General features: G+C 68.7%; 13 protein-coding genes. 7 read left to right on the top strand and 6 right to left on the bottom strand.

The window, feature by feature from the left end; translation table 11 throughout:
* Window positions 1–120: 120 nt before the first annotated feature.
* Window positions 121–1,353: a cysteine desulfurase family protein gene (locus BLQ39_RS14170; RefSeq protein ID WP_092324937.1), complete on the bottom strand. Its 1,233-nt coding sequence runs from the start codon at window positions 1,351–1,353 to the stop codon at window positions 121–123.
* A 121-nt stretch (window positions 1,354–1,474) separates the two neighbouring features.
* Between BLQ39_RS14170 and glgX the strand changes: the two genes are divergently transcribed.
* Both glgX and ybaK read left to right on the top strand, forming a co-directional pair.
* The gene (gene glgX / locus BLQ39_RS14165; RefSeq protein ID WP_092324935.1) at window positions 1,475–3,532 is read left to right on the top strand and encodes a glycogen debranching protein GlgX; all 2,058 of its coding nucleotides are present in this window, start codon (window positions 1,475–1,477) and stop codon (window positions 3,530–3,532) included.
* A complete protein-coding gene (gene ybaK, locus BLQ39_RS14160) occupies window positions 3,532–4,023 on the top strand; it encodes a Cys-tRNA(Pro) deacylase (protein WP_092324975.1) in 492 nt (163 codons plus the stop codon). The genes glgX and ybaK overlap by 1 nt, the downstream gene beginning before the upstream one ends.
* A 117-nt stretch (window positions 4,024–4,140) precedes the next feature.
* On the opposite strand, the gene glgP is transcribed toward ybaK, so the two are convergent.
* Window positions 4,141–6,729 (bottom strand): alpha-glucan family phosphorylase, encoded by a 2,589-nt coding sequence (gene glgP / locus BLQ39_RS14155; RefSeq protein ID WP_092324933.1) that lies wholly within the window; start codon window positions 6,727–6,729, stop codon window positions 4,141–4,143.
* A gap of 82 nt (window positions 6,730–6,811) precedes the next feature.
* Here glgP and BLQ39_RS14150 point away from each other — a divergent pair, with 82 nt between their 5' ends.
* Both BLQ39_RS14150 and glgB read left to right on the top strand, forming a co-directional pair.
* On the top strand, window positions 6,812–8,866 hold the full coding sequence (locus BLQ39_RS14150) for an alpha-1,4-glucan--maltose-1-phosphate maltosyltransferase (RefSeq protein ID WP_422386361.1): 2,055 nt from the start codon (window positions 6,812–6,814) through the stop codon (window positions 8,864–8,866).
* A 46-nt stretch (window positions 8,867–8,912) separates the two neighbouring features.
* Window positions 8,913–11,153, top strand: coding sequence for a 1,4-alpha-glucan branching protein GlgB (glgB, locus tag BLQ39_RS14145; RefSeq protein WP_092324929.1), 2,241 nt, complete (start codon window positions 8,913–8,915; stop codon window positions 11,151–11,153).
* A gap of 115 nt (window positions 11,154–11,268) precedes the next feature.
* Here glgB and BLQ39_RS14140 read toward each other — a convergent pair whose 3' ends face one another.
* Window positions 11,269–12,240, bottom strand: a complete 972-nt coding sequence (locus tag BLQ39_RS14140; RefSeq protein WP_092324927.1) for a tetratricopeptide repeat protein — start codon at window positions 12,238–12,240, stop codon at window positions 11,269–11,271.
* A complete protein-coding gene (locus BLQ39_RS14135) occupies window positions 12,237–14,126 on the bottom strand; it encodes a DUF8094 domain-containing protein (protein WP_092324925.1) in 1,890 nt (629 codons plus the stop codon). Before BLQ39_RS14135 ends, BLQ39_RS14140 begins: the two co-directional genes overlap by 4 nt.
* Window positions 14,127–14,396: 270 nt before the next feature.
* On the opposite strand from BLQ39_RS14135, the gene BLQ39_RS14130 reads away from it, so the two are divergent.
* Together BLQ39_RS14130 and BLQ39_RS14125 are read left to right on the top strand one after the other, a co-directional pair.
* A complete protein-coding gene (locus BLQ39_RS14130; RefSeq protein WP_092324973.1) occupies window positions 14,397–16,010 on the top strand; it encodes a DivIVA domain-containing protein in 1,614 nt (537 codons plus the stop codon).
* 53 nt (window positions 16,011–16,063) lie between these two features.
* On the top strand, window positions 16,064–17,110 hold the full coding sequence (locus tag BLQ39_RS14125) for an AI-2E family transporter (RefSeq protein ID WP_092324923.1): 1,047 nt from the start codon (window positions 16,064–16,066) through the stop codon (window positions 17,108–17,110).
* A 3-nt stretch (window positions 17,111–17,113) separates the two neighbouring features.
* Here BLQ39_RS14125 and BLQ39_RS14120 read toward each other — a convergent pair whose 3' ends face one another.
* Both BLQ39_RS14120 and BLQ39_RS14115 read right to left on the bottom strand, forming a co-directional pair.
* Window positions 17,114–17,857, bottom strand: a complete 744-nt coding sequence (locus BLQ39_RS14120; RefSeq protein WP_092324921.1) for an alpha/beta hydrolase — start codon at window positions 17,855–17,857, stop codon at window positions 17,114–17,116.
* A gap of 22 nt (window positions 17,858–17,879) precedes the next feature.
* Window positions 17,880–18,179 carry an Rv1322 family protein gene (locus BLQ39_RS14115; protein WP_166784391.1) on the bottom strand — a complete coding sequence of 100 codons (300 nt, stop codon included), beginning with the start codon at window positions 18,177–18,179 and terminating at the stop codon, window positions 17,880–17,882.
* A gap of 111 nt (window positions 18,180–18,290) precedes the next feature.
* Between BLQ39_RS14115 and BLQ39_RS14110 the strand changes: the two genes are divergently transcribed.
* Window positions 18,291–18,556, top strand: a 266-nt coding sequence (locus BLQ39_RS14110) for a transposase (protein ID WP_143006481.1), incomplete at its 3' end; no start/stop codon positions are given.

Below are 18,556 nucleotides of genomic sequence, written 5' to 3'. Positions count from 1 at the left end.
TAAACGACCCCGCTCCCGGGGCTCCCCTCCGGCCCCGACTTTGGCCTGTGCGGTCGAGTTTGCCGCGCGCACCAGGCAAGCTCGACCGGAACTGTCAAGGTCGGCGAACGGCAGCGCGGGTCAGCGGGCCGGCTCGCGGTCGGCCAGGCCGGCGCGCGCCGCCTGCGCGTACGCCGCGGGCAGGGCGGCGAGGAACGCGTCGACGTCCGCGTCGGTGGAGGTGCGGCCGAGCGTGATGCGCAGCGCTCCCCTGGCCTCGGTCTCGCTCCGGCCCATCGCACGCAGCACGTGCGACGGTTCGGGAATGCCGGCCTGGCAGGCCGAGCCGGTCGAGACCGACACTCCGGCCACGTCCAGCAGGAACAGAAGGGAGTCGCCCTCGCAGCCCGGGAAGGTGAAGTGCGCGTTGCCGGGCAGCCGGCCGGCCGGGTCGGGGTCGCCGTTCAGCACCGCCTCCGGAACCGCCGCCCGAACCCCGGCGATGACGCGGTCGCGCAGGGCGGCCAGGCGCACGCCCTCGCCCGGCAGCTCGGCCACCGCGGCGGATGCCGCGACGGCGAACGACACGGCGGCCGCCACATCCTGGGTGCCGCTGCGCACCTGCCGCTGCTGACCGCCGCCGTGGATGAGCGGCACGACGGTGGCCCGGCGGGAGAGCACGAGGGCGCCGATGCCCACCGGCCCGCCGATCTTGTGCGCCGAGACGCTGACCGCGGACGCCCCGGTGCGGCTGAGCGCCGCGAAGTCGATCGGCACGTGCCCGTAGGCCGACACCGCGTCGACGTGCACCGGGATGCCGTGTGCCGCGGCGAGCGCGGCGACCTCCCTGATCGGCTGGAGCGTTCCGACCTCGTTGTTGGCCGCCAGGAGCGTGACGAGCGCGACGTCGTCCGGGTTGGCGGCGATGGCGCGTTCGAGGACTGCGACGTCCACGCGCCCGAGGTCGTCGAGCGGGAGCCATTCGACGACGGCGCCCTCGTGGTGTTCCAGCCATTCGATGGTGTCCAGGGTGGCGTGGTGCTCGCCCCCCGGGGCGAGGATCCGGGTGCGCGGCGCCCTGGCCCAGAAGAGCCCCTTGACGGCCAGGTTGATCGCCTCGGTGCCTCCCCCGGTGAACACCACCTCGATCGGGTCCGAGCCCACACTCCGGGCGACGACTTCGCGGGCTTCCTCGAGCATCCGTTTGGCGTTCTGGCCCTGGCTGTGGATCGAGGCGGGGTTGCCCACCACCGTCATCGCCTCGGCATACGCGCTAATGGCCGCCGGGAGCATGGGCGTCGTCGCCGCATGGTCAAGATAGACGTTGTCGGGGCGGACGTTGTCGGGGCGGACGTTCTCGGGGTAGACAGCCATGACGTTTCCTTCCGTGCCTGCGCGTGCCCCGTGCCCGCATTGCGCGTGGTGCCTGGGGGCCGTGTTGCGACCCGGACCTGTGTGGTCAGGGGCGGCTCCTTCACTCATTACTCTAGAACTCATGACTCCCGGCGATCCCCTGCGCGACCTTGGCGTCCGGGTTTCGGGCGGTGTCGGTGAACTGCGCGTGTGGTCGGAACACGCCGACGCCGTCGAGCTGTGCATCTTCGATGGGACGGATCCGAACTGGATCATCAAGACCGTTCCGATGACCCAGGATGCCCATGGCGTCTGGTCCGGGAAGTCGCGTCTGCTCGCTCCCGGGTGCCGCTACGGCATCCGGGTGTCCGGCCCCGCCGGCCCGACGCACGCCTTCCATCCCGAGAAGACGCTGATCGAACCGTATTCCCGGGGACTCGTGCGCGTCGGCGCCGACCAGTGGCAGTCATCCGTCGTCGACGGGAGCTTCGACTGGGCCGGCGCGGAAAAGCCTCGGACCCCCCTCGACCACGCCGTCGTGTACGAGGCGCACGTGCGCGGGATCAGCAAGCTCAACCCGGCGGTGCCGGCCGACCTGCGCGGAACCTACGCCGGCCTCGCCCACGCTGCGACGATCGGCTACCTCAAGAACCTCGGCGTCACGTCGATCGAGTTGCTGCCGGTGCACGCGTTCGTCTCCGAGCAGCGCCTGCTCAAGCAGGGCCTGATCAACTACTGGGGCTACAACACCCAGAACTTCTTCTCCCCGCACGCCGATTACGCCACGAAGGCCGCCCAGGCCGCCGGACCGGAGGCTGTGCTCCGCGAGTTCAAGGGCATGGTCAAACTCCTGCACGAGGCCGGCCTCGAGGTCATCCTCGACGTGGTCTACAACCACACCGCCGAAGAGGGCCCTTCCGGCCCGGTCACCAGCCTCCGGGGCGTCGACAACGCCGCGTACTACCGCCAGGGCGACGACGGCACCTACATCGACGTCACCGGATGCGGGAACACGGTCGATTTCGGCCACGATGTCCCGAGCCGCCTCGTGCTCGACTCGCTGCGGTACTGGGCCAACGACGTGCAGGTCGACGGGTTCCGGTTCGACCTCGCGGCGACGCTCGCCCGCAACGGTGACGTGCACTTCCAGCAGGACCATCCGCTGATCACCGCGATCCGGGATGATCCGGACCTCGCCGGCACGAAGCTCATCGCCGAGCCCTGGGACGTGGGACAGGGCGGCTGGCAGACCGGTAACTTCCCCGAGGGCTGGACCGAGTGGAACGACCGCTACCGGGACCGGATGCGGTCGTTCTGGCTGACCGACATCGGCGGCGCTCGGCGGATGATCCCGGCGGGCAGCGGTATCGGACGCTTCGCGACCCGGCTGGCCGGTTCGTCGAACACGTTCTCCCAGGAGCGCGGCCCGCTCGCCTCGCTGAATTTCATCACCGCGCACGACGGCTTCACGATGGCCGACCTCACCGCCTACAACGTCAAGCACAACGTGGGCAACGGCGAGTCCAACCGCGACGGCACCGACAGCAACCTCTCGTTCAACCACGGCACGGAGGGGCCGACCCGCGACGTGTCCATCCTCACCGCCCGGCGCAAGGCCATGCGCAACCTGATGGGGACCCTGCTGCTCTCCGCGGGCGTGCCGATGATCACGGCGGGCGACGAGTTCGGTCGCAGCCAGCGCGGCAACAACAATGCCTACTGCCAGGACAGCGAGCTCACCTGGCTGAATTGGGACTTCGACGACTGGCAGCAGGACCTGCACCGGGTCAGCCGGCGGCTGCTGCAGCTGCGCCGGGAGAATCCCGCGCTGCGCCCGGTGCGCTTCGGCCGGCCGGGGGAAACCACCCCCGGCGCCAGCCGGATGAACTGGTACAACGCCCTCGGCCGGACCATGTCCGAGGACGACTGGAATTCGCCCAGGGAACGCACCCTCCAGTACCTGGCCGCCAGTACACCGGAGCATGAGGAATACAACCGCATCCTGCTCATCGTGCACGGCCTCGAGCGGGACACCGGGGTGATCCTGCCGACGCACGAGGACGTCACCTCCTACACGCTGCTCTGGGACTCCAGCCATGACGACCTGCGTGACGCCGTGATCACCCACGACCCGGGCACGCCGCTTCTCCTGACGGGCGCCTCGATCCAGCTGCTGCGCACCAACCAGGCGCCGCGATGATCCGCAAGCCGGATGCCGGGGCGGGCACGCCGGCGACGCTCGCCCTCGTGCGGGCCGGCATCCCGTTCGCCCCGCACCCCTACGCCCACGATCCGGCCGCGGCGAGCTACGGCCTCGAGGCCGCGCGCGAGCTGGGGCTGGACCCGGAACGGGTGTTCAAGACGCTGCTGGCCGACGCCGACGGAGCACTCGTTGTCGGCGTCGTTCCGGTCGCCGGCCAGCTCGACCTGAAGGCGCTGGCCTCCGCGGTCGGGGCGAAGAAGGCGGTCATGGCCGACCCCGCACGCGCCGAGCGGAAGACCGGGTACGTGCTCGGCGGGATCAGCCCGGTCGGGCAGAAGAGCGCGCTCACCACCGTCATCGATGAGAGCGCCCTGCTCCACGACACGGTCTTCGTCTCGGGCGGACGCCGGGGCCTGGACATCGAACTGGCTCCGTCCGACCTCGCGCGGGCGGCATCCGCGACCTTCGCCGCGATCGCCCGCGCCTGAGCATCAAGCTTCCGCGCCTGGCGCGGGGTTGAGTTGCGGAGACAGTACCTTCCTCGGGCCCGCGAAGGTACTTTGTCCGCACGTCAACTGCAGGGGCGGGCGCAGCGGCAGGGGCAGCTAGCTCGCGACGGCGACCAGGCCCATCTCGGCCGAGCTGATCAGCAGGTCGTTCCGCGGCACGACCCGCACGGTGTACCCGAACGCGCCGGCGCGGTCGAGCTCGACCGTTCCGGTGAACAGGGTCGGGCCTCCCCCCTCCGACGGGCCGGCGGCGACGTCCGGGTCGGGCGTCCCGTCAGGTTCGAGCGCCTGGACCTCCACGTCACTGAGGTCGTCGCCGGCCAGGCTCTTGCCGTACACGACCTCGACGGTGACGTCCCTGACGCTGAGTCCGTTGAGCTGCACGTGGGCCCGCAGGTGCAGCTCATCGCCCACCTGCGGGACGGAGACCACCCCGCCCGACTCGACGTGCGTGACGGCCACGCCCGGCCAGGCGGCGCTGATCCTGCTCTTCCAGGCGGCGAGTTCCCGGGCGGCGCGGTAGTCGTTGGTGGAGAGCAGAGCCTCGTAGCGGGCGGCCGGCCGGTACAGGCGTTCCACGTACTCGCGCACCATCCGGTCGGCGCTCAGCTCGGGAGAGAGGGTGGCCAGGGTGTGACGGATGGCCCGAACCCAGCGTTCGGGGACGCCGTCGGCGTTGCGCTCGTAGAACGGCGGAGCGACCTGGTGCTCGATCAGGTCGTAGAGCGCATTCGCCTCGAGCCGGTCGCGCTCCGCGGGGTCTCCGGCGGCATCCGCCGACGGAATCGCCCAGCCGTTCAGGCCGTCGAAATACTCGGGCCACCAGCCGTCGAGAATGGACAGGTTGAGCCCGCCGTTCAGGGCTGCCTTCATGCCCGACGTGCCGCAGGCTTCGAGCGGCCGCAGCGGGTTGTTCAGCCAGACGTCCGTTCCCGGGTACATCAGCTGGGCCATGGCGATGTTGTAGTCGGGCAGGAAGGCGATGCGCGTGCGCAATTCCGGGTCGGCCGCGAACTTCACGATCTGCTGGATCAGGCGTTTGCCCTCGTCGTCGGCCGGATGCGACTTGCCGGCGATGACGATCTGGATCGGGTGCTCGGGGTGCAGCAGCAGGGCGCGCAGCCGTTCCGGGTCGTGCAGCATGAGGGTCAGGCGCTTGTACGTGGGCACGCGCCTGGCGAAACCGATCGTGAGCACGTTCGGGTCGAAGACCTGGTCGATCCAGGCCGGGGGGATTCCGCCCGGGTTCTGTTCCAACCAGGCGGAGCGCAGGCGTCGCCGGGCATCCTCGACGAACTGCAGGCGCATCCGGCCCCGAACCGACCAAAGGTCGTGGTCGGTGACGGCCGCGGACGCCCAGTCGGCGGTCGAGGTGTCGCTCGCGCCCAGGCGGTCCTGCGCGAGTTCCAGCAGCTCAGGGTCGGTCCAGGTCGGGGCGTGCACACCGTTGGTGATCGAGTCGATCGGCACATCGGCCGGGTCGAACCCCGGCCAGAGTCCCTTGAACATGCGGCGGCTGACCTCGCCGTGCAGTTTCGACACCCCGTTGGCGTGCTGGCCGAGCCGGAGACCCATGATGGCCATGTTGAAGACGTCGGGAGAGCCGCCCTCGTAGTTCTCGGCACCGAGGGCCAGGAGGTCGTCGACGGCCACGCCAGGCAGGAGATCCGTTTCGAAGTAGCGCCGGATCAGGTCTCGTTCGAACCGGTCGATGCCCGCCGCGACCGGCGTGTGGGTCGTGAAAACGGTGCCGGCACGTGCCACCTGCAGCGCCTCGTTGAAGCTCAGACCCTCGCCGATGAGGCTGGAAATGCGCTCGAGGCCGAGGAATCCGGCGTGGCCCTCGTTGGTGTGGAAGACCTCGGGCTCCGGCTTGCCGCTCAGGGCGCTCCACAGCTTGACGGCGCGGGCGCCCCCGATGCCGAGCAGGAGCTCCTGCAGCAGGCGATGCTCTCCACCGCCGCCGTACAGGCGATCGGTCACCAGGCGCAGATCGTCGGGATTCTCCGGGATGTCGGTATCGAGCATGAGCAGGCGGATGCGCCCGACCCGCGCCTGCCAGATGCGGGCGTTGAGGGTTCGCCCGTCGGGCAATGCCAGGGAGACCTGCACGTCGGAGCCGTCCGGGCGGCGCAGGATCGACAGCGGCAGGCCGTCGGGGTCCAGCAGCGGGTACTGCTCCATCTGCCAGCCGTCGGAGGAGATCGACTGGCTGAAGTATCCGGCCCGGTAGAACAGCCCGACGCCCACCAGCGGCAGGCCCAGGTCGGAGGCGCTCTTCAGGTGGTCTCCGGCCAGGATGCCGAGCCCGCCGGAATACTGCGGCAGGGCGGCGGCGATGCCGAACTCCGGCGAGAAGTAGGCGATCGCAGCGGGCTTGTCCCCGGTGAGGCCCTGGTACCAGCGGGGCCGGTCGAGGTACTGGCGCAGGTCGTCACGGAGGGCGTCCGCCCGGGCCACGTAGCCGGCGTCGGCTGCGAGCGCGGCCAGGCGGGCGGGATCGACGGCCCCGAGGAGCGCGACCGGGTCGTTGCAGCTCCCACGCCACAGCTCCGGGGCGATGTGCTCGAACAGGCGCCGGGTGGGTTCGTGCCAGGACCAGCGCAGGTTCCCGGCAAGTTCGTCGAGCGCGGCCAGGGGCTCGGGCAGGACGGCGCGGACGGTAAATTTGCGGATGGCCTTCACGAGGTCAACCCTATTGTGCGGATTGAGGCCACAGGGAAATTCGGTGCAGCGCCGTCGAATCAATTCGCGCTACGGTCGATGGGTGGCTAAGACAGCAAAGACACTCCGCGACCCGCACGAATCCACCAGACTGGCCGGCGCGCCCCCGAAAATCGGCCGGATTCCCATCCTCGACCTGTCGCCGCAACTGAACGATGGCCTGTGGCCCGCCAAATCCTTCGTCGGGGAGGTTGTGCCGTTCCGCGCGACCGCCTTCCGCGAAGGCCACGACCTGATCGGCGTCACCCTGCTGTTGACCGCGCCCGACGGCACCGAAACCCGCCACCCGATGGGCCTGAGCGCCCCGGGAACCGACCGGTGGGAAACCCTCGTGCAGCTGGGCGTCCAGGGGCGCTGGACGTACCGCGTGCGTGCCTACGCCGACGACTGGGCTTCGTGGGAGCACAACGCCGCGATCAAGATCCCGGCGGGCATCGACGTCGAGCTCATGTTCACGATGGGCGCCCGACTTCTGGACGCGGCCGGCATCGACAAGGCCAGGCCGGCCGCCGAACGCCGCCTGGTCCAGGCCGCGGCGCAGACGCTCGCCGACCGGGGGCTGCCGGTCGACACCCGCCTGGCCGTGATCAGCAACGACAAACTGAACGCGGCGATCGCGCTCCGCCCGATCAGCAGCCTCGAGAGCGTCTCCGAGACCCGAACGGTGGTCGTCGAGCGCGCGCGGGCCGGCGTGGGCTCCTGGTATGAGTTCTTTCCCCGCTCCGAGGGCGCCAAACGGCTCGCGGACGGGTCCTGGAAGAGCGGCACCTTCCGCACCGCCGCCAGGCGGCTCCCCGAGGTCGCAATGATGGGCTTCGACGTGGTCTATCTGCCCCCGATCCATCCGATCGGCCGGGCCTACCGCAAGGGGCCGAACAACTCGCTGGATGCCGGGCAGAACGACCCCGGCTCGCCCTGGGCGATCGGGTCGGCCGAGGGCGGCCACGACGCGATCCACCCCGACCTCGGCACCGTCGCCGACTTCCGGTACTTCCTGGGCCAGGCGAGCAAGGTCGGCATCGAAATCGCGCTCGACTTCGCCCTGCAGGCCTCCCCCGACCACCCCTGGGTGGCGGCGCACCCGGAGTGGTTCACGACCCTGCCGGACGGCACGATCGCCTACGCCGAGAACCCGCCGAAGAAGTACCAGGACATCTATCCGATCAACTTCGACAACGACCCGGCGGGCATCCGCGCGGAATCGCTGCGGATCCTGCGCTACTGGATCGACCTGGGGGTGACCATCTTCCGCGTCGACAACCCGCATACCAAACCGCTCGACTTCTGGGAGTGGGTGATCAACGAGATCAACGCCGAGTATCCGGAGGTCGTCTTCCTGGCCGAGGCCTTCACCCGTCCGGCCCTGCTCCAGGGCCTGGCCAAGGTGGGATTCCAGCAGTCGTACACCTACTTCACCTGGCGCAACACGAAGGCGGAACTCGAGGAGTTCTTCGACGGCCTCGTGCACGAGACCGCCGACTTCCTCCGGCCGAACCTGTTCGTGAACACGCCCGACATCCTCTCCGAGTTCCTGCAGTTCGGCGGACCGGCCGCCTTCAAGATCAGGGCCGCCCTGGCCGCCACCGCCGCTCCGACCTGGGGTGTCTACTCGGGCTTCGAACTCTACGAAAGCGTCGCCCGACCCGGCGCCGAAGAGAACATCGACAACGAGAAGTATGAGTTCCGCCCGCGCAACTTCGCGCAGGCCGAGGAGGCCGGCAAATCGCTCGCGCCCTTCCTCACCCTGCTCACCCGCATCCGTGCCGAGCACCCGGCGCTGGGGCAGCTGCGCAACCTGCACATCCACACCAGCGACGACGAGTCCGTGCTGGTGTTCAGTAAGCACCTGGATGCGGCCTTCACCGGTACCGGGCGACCGGACACCCTCATCATCGTCGCCAACGTCGACCCGCACTCGGTTCGTGAGACCCTGGTGCACCTCGACGTCACCCGCTTCGGGCTCAGGCGTGGTGAGACCTTCGAGGTGCACGACCTTGTCTCCGGCGCGGAATGGACCTGGTCCGCCGACAACTACGTGCGACTGGACGCCTTCAGCGAACCGGTGCACATCCTCCAGGTGAGGGGTCCGCGCGCATGAACGGCACCCTCATGACCCAGTCACCACGCAGGAACGGACGGCACGGATGAGGCACGCGGCAGACGGACCGGTCGACGGCCCGGCGAACGGCTCGCACACGAGCGTCCCCGCCGTTCCGGCGCACGTTCTCAAGGCGATCGCCGAGGGGCGCTACTACAACCCCCATGAGGTGCTCGGCCAGCACCTCGTGAGCGCGGGCGGCGCAGCGACCCCGCTCGTGGTCATCCGGGCCCTCCGGCCACTCGCGACCGAGGTGTTCGCGGTGCTCGCGGACGGCGCCCACATCGAGCTCACGCACCTCGATCAGGGCATCTGGCAGGGCGTCAGCACGCTCGGCCTGCAGGACTACACCCTGGAAACCCTCTACGACGGTGTCCCCAACTGGATCGCCGACGACCCGTACCGCTACCTCCCCACCCTCGGCGAACTCGACCTTCACCTGATCGGCGAGGGCCGCCACGAGCGACTCTGGGACGTGCTCGGGGCGCACCACCGCGACCACGCGGGCGTGCTCGGCACCACGAGCGGAACGTCCTTCTCCGTCTGGGCGCCGCACGCGCAGGCCGCGCGGGTCATCGGCGACTTCAACGGCTGGAACGGCGGGGCCCACGCCATGCGCAACATGGGCAGCACCGGGGTGTGGGAGCTGTTCGTCCCGGGCCTCGATACCGGCGCCAACTACAAGTTCGAGATGCTCGCGCAGTCGGGCGACTGGGTGCGGAAAGCGGACCCGATGGCCCGGTACACCGAGGTGCCGCCGAAGACGGCGTCCGTGATCGGCTCATCCGACTACCAGTGGGCGGATGCCGAGTGGCTGGGCGCACGGTCGGCCACCGACCCGCACAACCAGCCGATGAGCATCTACGAGATGCACGTGGGTTCCTGGCGCCCTGGGCTCGGATACCGGGACCTGGCGGACGAGCTCATCGGGTACCTGCACGAGCTGGCCTACACGCACGTCGAGTTCATGCCGCTGGCGGAGCATCCGTTCGGCGGGTCCTGGGGGTACCAGGTCACCGGCTACTACGCGCCGACGAGCCGGTTCGGCCACCCGGACGACCTCCGCTACCTGATCGACCGGCTGCACCAGGCCGGCATCGGCGTGATCATGGACTGGGTGCCCGGCCACTTCCCCAAGGACGACTTCGCGCTGGCTCGGTTCGACGGGCAGCCGCTCTACGAACACCCCGACCCCCGGCGCGGCGAGCAGATGGACTGGGGCACCTACGTCTTCGACTTCGGCCAGAAGCAGGTGCGCAACTTCCTGGTCGCCAATGCGCTGTACTGGCTCGAGGAGTTCCACATCGACGGACTGAGGGTCGACGCCGTCGCCTCGATGCTCTACCTCGACTACTCGAGGGAAGACGGCCAGTGGGAGCCGAACATCCACGGCGGCAATGAGAACCTCGAGGCGATCAGCCTGCTCCAGGAGATCACCGCCACCGCGTACAAGCGCAACCCCGGCACGGTCATGATCGCCGAGGAGTCGACGAACTGGGGCGGCGTCACCGCGCCCACCTCGTCCGGCGGGCTCGGCTTCGGCTTCAAGTGGAACATGGGCTGGATGCACGACACGCTCCAGTACATGCACGTCGACCCGATGTACCGCTCGTACCACCACAACGACATCACCTTTTCGTTCGTCTACGCCTTCAGCGAGAACTTCCTGCTGCCGATCAGCCACGACGAGGTCGTGCACGGCAAGGGCTCGCTGGTCTCGAAGATGCCGGGCGACTCCTGGCAGCAACTCGCCAATCTTCGCGCCTACCTGGCGTTCATGTGGGCTCACCCCGGCAAGCAGCTTCTGTTCATGGGCCAGGAATTCGGGCAGCGGTCGGAGTGGAGCGAGGCCAGGGGCCTGGACTGGTGGATGCTCGACCAGCCCGCCCACCGGGGCCTGTTCACCCTCGTCGGCCAGCTCAACCGGGTGTACCGGGCCAACGCCAGCCTCTGGGCGCGCGACAACGACGCCGGCGGCCTCGAGATGCTCGACGGAGGCGGAGCGGCCCAGAACGTGGTCTCCTTCCTGCGCTGGGACAACGACGGCAACCCCGTGGCCTGCATTTTCAATTTCGCCGGGCATCCGCACAACGACCACCGCATCGGCCTGCCCTTCGCCGGCCACTGGGAAGAGATCCTCAACACGGATGCCGCCGACTTCGGCGGCTCGGGCGTCGGCAACCTCGGCGGGGTCACGGCGACCGACGAACCGTGGGCTGGCCGCCCGGCATCCGCGACGCTCACGCTGCCTCCGCTGGCGGGACTCTGGCTGAAGCTCCGCCGCTAGTGATTCACCGCTGACCTGCGTTTCAGCTCAGTTGCGGAAAAAGTACCCTCACTGTCACAGCGAGGGTACTTTCTCCGCAACTCAGCGAGGACTTAGCGGGGGACTCAGCGGGGACTTAGTAGAGCAGCGCGGTGAGCCGGGAACGAGTCGGCGGCACCCGCGGATCTTCGAGTCCGACGACCTGGAACAGCTCCAGGATGCGTTCGCGAATCGTGTTCTTGCCGGCGGCGTCCTGGGCGGGGAAGAGGGTCAGGAGACGGTCGAAGGCGTCTTCGACGTGTCCGCCCGACAGGTCGAGGTCGGCGACGAGAAGCTGCGCGTCGAGCTCGTCCGGCCCGGCCGCCGCCGCGGAGCGGATCTCCGCGATCGACTTGCCCTGCAGGCGCGCCAGAAGTCGCACCTGGGCGAGACCGGCGACAGCCATCTGGTCGCGGGGGTCCTTGGCCAGGGCCGTGCTGTACTCGCTGATCGCCACGTCGTAGTCGCCGCGTTCGATGGCCTCAAAGGCCTCCCTGTGGTGGGGAGGGAGTTCCGGTTCCGCCGGGAGGGCCGCGGCGACCTCGTCGGGGGCGTCGTCTCCGGCGGGCGTTTGGGCGGTCCCGGTCACGCCATGCTGGGCGGCGAGTTCGAGGACACGCTCGAACACCTCGCGCACCTGCGCCTCGGGGATGGCACCGCTGAAGAGCTGCACCGGCTGGCCGCCGACGACGGCGGCGACAGTGGGGATCGACTGGGCCGCGAAGGCCTGCGACAGCTGCGGGTTCGAATCGACGTCGACCTTGGCCAGGACGATCCTGCCGTCGAACTCCGCGATGAGTTTCTCGAGCACGGGCGTGAGCTGCTTGCAGGGTCCACACCATTCGGCCCACAGGTCGACGATAACGGGGACGGTCATCGACAACTCGAGCACCTCGCCGAAGTTCGCGTCGGTTCCCTCCAGTACGAGGCTGGGCACGGGCACGGGACCACCCGCGGCCGCGCCCGGCGCAGCCGGTGCGCCGGGGGCCGGAGCCGCCGCACGGTTCACGAGCGAGGACAGGTCGACGGCCCCGCGCAGGTTGACGCCGGATGGTGGCAGATTGGTCATTTGAGCTCCGCTGATGAGATCAGTCCCTGGGCGAAGCCAAGGAGAACGATTTTGTCTTTCGAGCCGGCGGCAGGAACGTGGAAGAGGAGCTGCTCGCCGTAGACGCTCTGGATGCCCTTGGCCGTCGCCGAGACGCCGGAGAGCGTTTTGCTCGCACCCGAGGGACTCACCGTCGCGCCGGCGTCGACCGGCTTCACGGTTTCCGTCTCCTTGATGCTCACGGCGACGATGCTTCCGGAGTCGTTGGTGGCCAGGGCGATGGTCTTACCCGTCCCCACCGCGATGCCGAAGGCGATCGATGCCGTCTTGGGCAGGTCGGTCCGCTTCTTCGTCTTCGCTTCCAGGCCGACCTGCGTTCGGAAGGTGTCGCCCTTGGCCTCGAACAGGTCAGCGAACTCGCTTGTGTCGCCCTTCACCAGGATGTCGGCGTAGGCCGCCGCGATCTGGTCCGGCGGCATCAGCAGGAGCCTGGAGTCGGGGGCGATGAGCGGGGCGCCGATGGTCGCCGGGGCGACCTCGGGCACCTGCGCGGCGGGCTCGAGCTGCACGGCGTACTCGACGAGGAAGTTCTCCCGGGGGCCGTCCTGCCTGAGCACGATGGCCGTGGGGGCGACGGCTGGGTCTTCCTTGTCCTGGATCACGGTCATGACCACGCGCGGCCAGGTCGACGTCTGCTGCGGCAGGGTCAGCGTCAGCGGCGAGGCCGGCAACGCGAGGGGCGTCGGGTATTTCTTGTCCTTGGCTCGGATCTTGTAGTTCGCCAGCCGTTGCTCGAGGGCCGGGCCGGTGAACCTGGTCGCGAGCGACGTTGCGTCGAGCGCGGCGTCCGCGTCGCGGGTGAGCACCGCGACCTTGCGCACGATGCGCTCGAGCTGGGGCACGGTGACGGCGGGCGGGGACACGTCCTCGCCCTGCTTCGCCGCCTCGGAGGCAGACGGGCTGGGGCTGGCCGCGGCGCTCGACTCCGAGGATGTGCTCGGCCAGAAATCGGCGGAGCATCCGCTGAGCGCGAGGCTCGAGACGAGCACCACGGGTACGACGGCCCGGAACGATCGCGTGATCGACCGGCGGGGGCCGGTGATCTCGCTGGCCTTGATCGACTTGGGGCGCGGAGCGCGGGGAAGGCGCGGCATCCGGGGGCCCTTGGGCAGGTTGCGACGCGGGCCCCGGGAGCGGCGCATGTGCATCAGGGCCAGCAGGTAGAGGATGAGTCCGATCAAGAGCAGGACCGCTCCCCCGGCGATCAGCGGGCCGGCCAGGGGCGTCGAGTTGTCGGCGGGCCAGTCCAGGGTGATCTCGGTCGGAGCCGGCTGGGTGCCGTCGCTCGCGACGATCAGGGAGATGCCGGCGGGCACATTGATTCGGGTCTTCAGGTCGCGGTCCGCGGTGAACTCCTCGAGCCAGAGGTCTGACCCGGCCGGGTTCGCGCCGGGTTCAGCATCGGCCGGTGCGCCGGGCGCCGGTGTGGCCGCCGGCGTGGCCGTCGGTGTGGCCGTCGGCGCTGGCGTCGGCGCGGCCGCCGGTGCTGTGGCCGTGGCCGTGGGGGCAGGCCTCGGGGCGGCTTCGCCGCTGCGCTTACTCGTCAGCTTGCCGGTCCTGGGTGTGAAGCCGATCTCGGCGTGGGCCTCATCGGCGAGCCAGGCATCGACGTCGGCGGATCGGCCATAGGCCAGGAAGATCGTGCCCGGACCGGAGACCGTAATCGTCTGGCTGCCCGGGTAAGCCCTGAGCGCTTCCGGGGTGATGACCGCATACCGGTCACCGCCCTCAACGGTCGCGCTGAGGCTGGTGGATGCCGGTTCCAGAAAAACCGTTCGCTGCGCGATGCCGAGCATGATCATCACGGCCGCGAGAACGAATGCCACGATGGCAAGAACGAAACGCACGTAAAACCTTTCCTATGTTGCCGACCGGCGGGTGCAGACCTGGGTTCGCACGCACTTTTCGCGTCCGAAGGGCAACAGACACAGTCGTTCTACGATACTTGACTCCCCTGAGAGCCGCCTAATAGTCTCCTGAAGCCCCGCGCCCCCAGAAGTCGGGGGGCCCAGAAGTTGGGATGGAGCCTGAACTCCCGGAATGCACTAAAATCGGATCGGCTCCCCCGCATTCGAACAATCGGGCCTGTATTCGAGCCCGACGACGAGGAGATGGCCGTGGCGGTAGACGACGCTGAATTCACCCAGGTTTTCCGCGGGTATGACAAGGACGAGGTCGACAAGGCCCTCCAGAGCCTGCGGCGCGACCTCATCCAGGCCAACACCCAGGGCGCGGAGGCCGGCAAGGAAATCAAACGCCTCACCACGCGCATAGATGACCTGACCGCCGAGATCGAGGAAGTGGGCAGTCCCACCTTCTCCGGGCTGGGCACGAAGCTCGAGAACACCCTGCGCGTGGCCGAGGAGCAGTCGACCCGTGTGATCGCGCAGGCCGACATCGACGCTGAAAAGCTTCGTTCCTCAGCCGCCGGCGAGGTCGAGAACCTGCGCCGGGAAGCCACGGAGCGTGCCGAAAGCGCGCTCTCCGATGCCACGGTCAGGGCCGGGCGCATGCTCGACGACGCACAGGCCGAAGCCGACTCGGTGCTCGCCGCCGCCCGCGCGGAAGCCGCGTCGCTCACCCAGGACGCAGTACAGGCGGCCGCCGCGATCCGCGGAGCCGTGGCGACGGAGTCCGCGGAAGTGCGGGCGACGGTCAAGCGTGAAGCCGCCGCGCTGCGCTCCGAGGCGGAACGTGAGGCGGCGGAGGTACGCGTTGTCGCCCAGCGCGAGGCCAGCGTGGCGCGAGAGGTTGCGGCCGGGCTGACCGCCGAGACGGAGCTCACGCGCGCCGAAGTGGCGCACGAGCTGGACCAGGAGCGGGCCGACCTCGCGCGGGAGTCCGAGCAGGCCAGGATCGACTTGGCGGCCGAAACCGAACAGGCACGCCTCGACCTGGCGCGCGACGGCGAGCAGTCTCGGATCGAGCTCGCCCACGACGCAGAGCAGACGCGCACCACGCTGGCGGAGGAGGTCGAGCAGACCCGCACCGATCTCGCCCGCCAGATCGAGGCCGATCGGATCGCCCGCCAGATCGAGCACGAACAGGCGCACACGGACCTCACCCGCGAGCTTGACGCGGAACGCGCCGCGGCAGCACGCAAGATCGACAAGGCCCGGGCCGACCTGGCCTCGGAACTCGAGCAGGCCCGGGCTGACCTGGCCCGCGAGAATGAGCAGGCCACCGCCGACTTCGTCGCGGAAGGCGAGCAGGCCCGGATCGACCTCGAAAACAAGCTGACGGCGGGACGCAAAAAGGGCGACCGTGAGGCGGCCAAGCTCAAGCGAGAGATCGACCAGACTCGAGCCGACCTCGAACTGGAGCTGAAGGCCAGGCGCGACGAGGCAGAGCAGGAGCACCTGGCCCGGCACCAGGAGGCCGTGTTGCTGCTGAACACCTTCCAGACCGAAGCCGACACGCAACTCACCGAGACCACCGCGCGCACCCTCGAACTTCGTGCGATCAACGAGCAGCTCGACTCGGGAGCCAGGGAGGAAGCCGCGACGCAGCGCAAGCAGGCCCAGGCCGACGCGGACCGCATTGTGCGCGAAGCCGAGACCAGGGCCAGGGCCCTCACCAAGGAAACGACCACGCGGACACGCCTGCTTGTCTCCGACGCGGAAGACCGCCTCTCCCAGATTAGGATTGAGCGCGACGCGGTGGCCGGCTACTTCGAGAGCCTCCGCAGTGTTCTCACACAGGCGGAAAAGGTCAACAACGCCGACAAGTAGGTCCGAGCCAGGCAGGTTCGGGCAGGTAGGTCCGACATTTTGGGGGAATTCGCGTGAAAATTCAGAACGCGTTTCGCGTCGGCCTGATCGGTACCCTCGGCGTGGGTCTCGGCCTGCTCATCATCTCGTCGGTGGTCACGCTGCAGACGATCATCGTCTACATCGGGGCGGCGTTGTTCATCGCCCTCGGCCTCGACCCGGCGGTGTCCTGGCTGCAGAAGAAGGGGTTCCCGCGTTGGGCGGCAATCCTCACCGTGGTCGCGGCCGTCGTGGGTGTACTGACCGGCGTGATCTTCGCCGTCGTGCCGATCATCGCCGAACAGGTGAAGGAACTCTCCAAGGCCATCCCCGACCTCGTGAAGGCCGTCAACTCGGCCACCTTCCTGGCCGACCTCCAGAAACAGTTCCCCGGCATCGACGTCAACGAGGTCGTGAAGACGGTGACCGAATTCCTCGGCACCAACCTGACGACGATCACCACGACGGCCATCCAGTCCGGGCTGGCCATCATCAGCGGCCTGTTCGGCGGGCTGATCATCCTCATCCTCACGCTCTACTTCACGGCTTCACTGAGCAGCATGAAGCGCGGCGTGTACCAGCTGGTACCGGCGTCCAGGCGTGAGCGTTTCACCGACATCAGCGAGCAGATCACGACCGCGGTGGGCCGGTACGTTGTCGGTCAGGCCTCACTCGCTGCGTGCAACGGAGTGCTCAGCTTCATCTTCCTGTCGATCATCGGAGCGCCATTCCCCGCCCTGCTGGCGTTCATCGCGTTCCTGTTCTCCCTGATCCCGCTCGTCGGGACGATCACCGGATCGGTGATCATCGTGCTGACCTGCCTCATCCCGGGCATCAGCTCGCTTGAGACCGCAATCGCCGCGGCGGTTTACTACCTGATTTACATGCAGGTGGAGGCATATGTGCTGAGCCCCCACATCATGAGCCGCGCCGTGTCCGTTCCCGGGGCCCTCGTCGTGATCGCGGCGCTGGCCGGCGGCTCGCTGCTGGGCCTGCTGGGCGCGTTGATCGCGATTCCCGTGGCGGCGGCCGTCCTGATGATCATCAAGCAGGTCGTCATCCCGAGGCAGAACGAACTCTAGGAGTTACGGGCCGACCCATTCGGTCGGAAGCGGAAGCGCGGCCGGGTTCACGACCGCGACGATCTCGTTCAGGATGCGCCGGGTCTGGTTCTCCCCCACCCACAAGTGCTTTCCGCCATCGACCGCGATGAAGCGGGTGGTGGGCACCGAGGCAAATCGTTCCCTGGCCTCTTCGGGCCGCAGGTAGTCGTCGTGTTCGGGGATGATGGCCACCAGCTGGCGCTCGTTTCCGGCCCAGGCCGCCAGTTCTGCGTCCGTCGCCCGGTGCAGCGGCGGCGAGAGTAGGATGGCGCCGCGGATCGGGTGCTCGAGGCCGTACTTGACGGCGAGCTCCGTGCCGAACGACCAGCCGACCAGCCACGGGTTCGGCAGTCCGCGTGCGGCCACGAAGGCCATGGCGGCGGCGACATCTTCGCGCTCGGTCACGCCGCTGCCGAAACTGCCGCCGCTCGTGCCCCGGGGCGAGGTCGTGCCGCGGGTGTTGAAGCGCAGCACGGCCAGGTCGGCCAGGGCGGGCAGTCGTCCCGCGGCCTTTCGCAGGATGTGCGAATCCATGAACCCGCCGCTGGTGGGAAGTGGGTGCAGCGTGACCAGGGTGGCCACCGGCGTGCGGCCCACGGGCGTCGCCAGCTCACCGACCAGGGTCAGGCCGTCGCTCGTGTGCAGTTCGATATGTTCGCGCGTAGCTGGCAGCTCGATGCCGCCGCGGATCTCGACTCCGTGCGTGCTCTCTGCGTTCGTGGTCATGCGTCATCCTCCGGCAACCGGGTCAATTGATTTTCCAGCAGTGTGAATGCCAGTGTCGTCGGGCAGCGATGTCGGCTCCGTCGCCGAGGACGCCGTCGCCCCGCCACGCGACGATATGCGCGACGCCGGGCACGACCCGGAGGCCGCAACCGGGACACACGTAGTTCTTCAGGGCCTGCGCCGCCGGCACCGGTTGAACGTGCCACTGGCCGTCACGACGGATCTCCGTGCGACGCCAGCCCGCCAGCAGGCTGGACAGATCGGCTTCGCCGTCATCGTCGACGCCGGGCTTACGGCCCCTGGGGCGGTTGCTACGAGGCATGAGACCAGTCTATGGGGCTGGTTTCGGGAGCCGGCTTCGGGCGCCGGTGCCAGCTGTGCGCCTAGGGCGTGTCTCCTAATCGAATCGTGATTCGTTTGGGAGGGTGGAGGGATGTCTCGTACTGCTTTGCTGACCGATCACCAGTGGGCTCGGATCGAATCGTTGATGCCGAGCTCGGATGGCAGTGCGGGGCGACCGTTCCGGGATCATCGCTCGATCCTGGAGGGCATCATTTACCGGTTCCGGGCGGGAATTCCGTGGCGGGATCTGCCGGAGAATTTCGGTCCGTGGCAGACGGTCTGGAAACGGCATCGCCGGTTTAGCTGCGACGGGACCTGGGACAAGATCCACTCCCGGTTGCTGGCCGAGGCCGACGC

Origin of the sequence: Cryobacterium psychrotolerans, assembly GCF_900101115.1 — a bacterium.
Taxonomy (GTDB): Bacteria; Actinomycetota; Actinomycetes; order Actinomycetales; family Microbacteriaceae; genus Cryobacterium; species Cryobacterium psychrotolerans.
The sequence above is the reverse complement of the archived record's forward strand: the minus strand, read 5'-3'. Positions and strand labels throughout refer to the sequence as shown.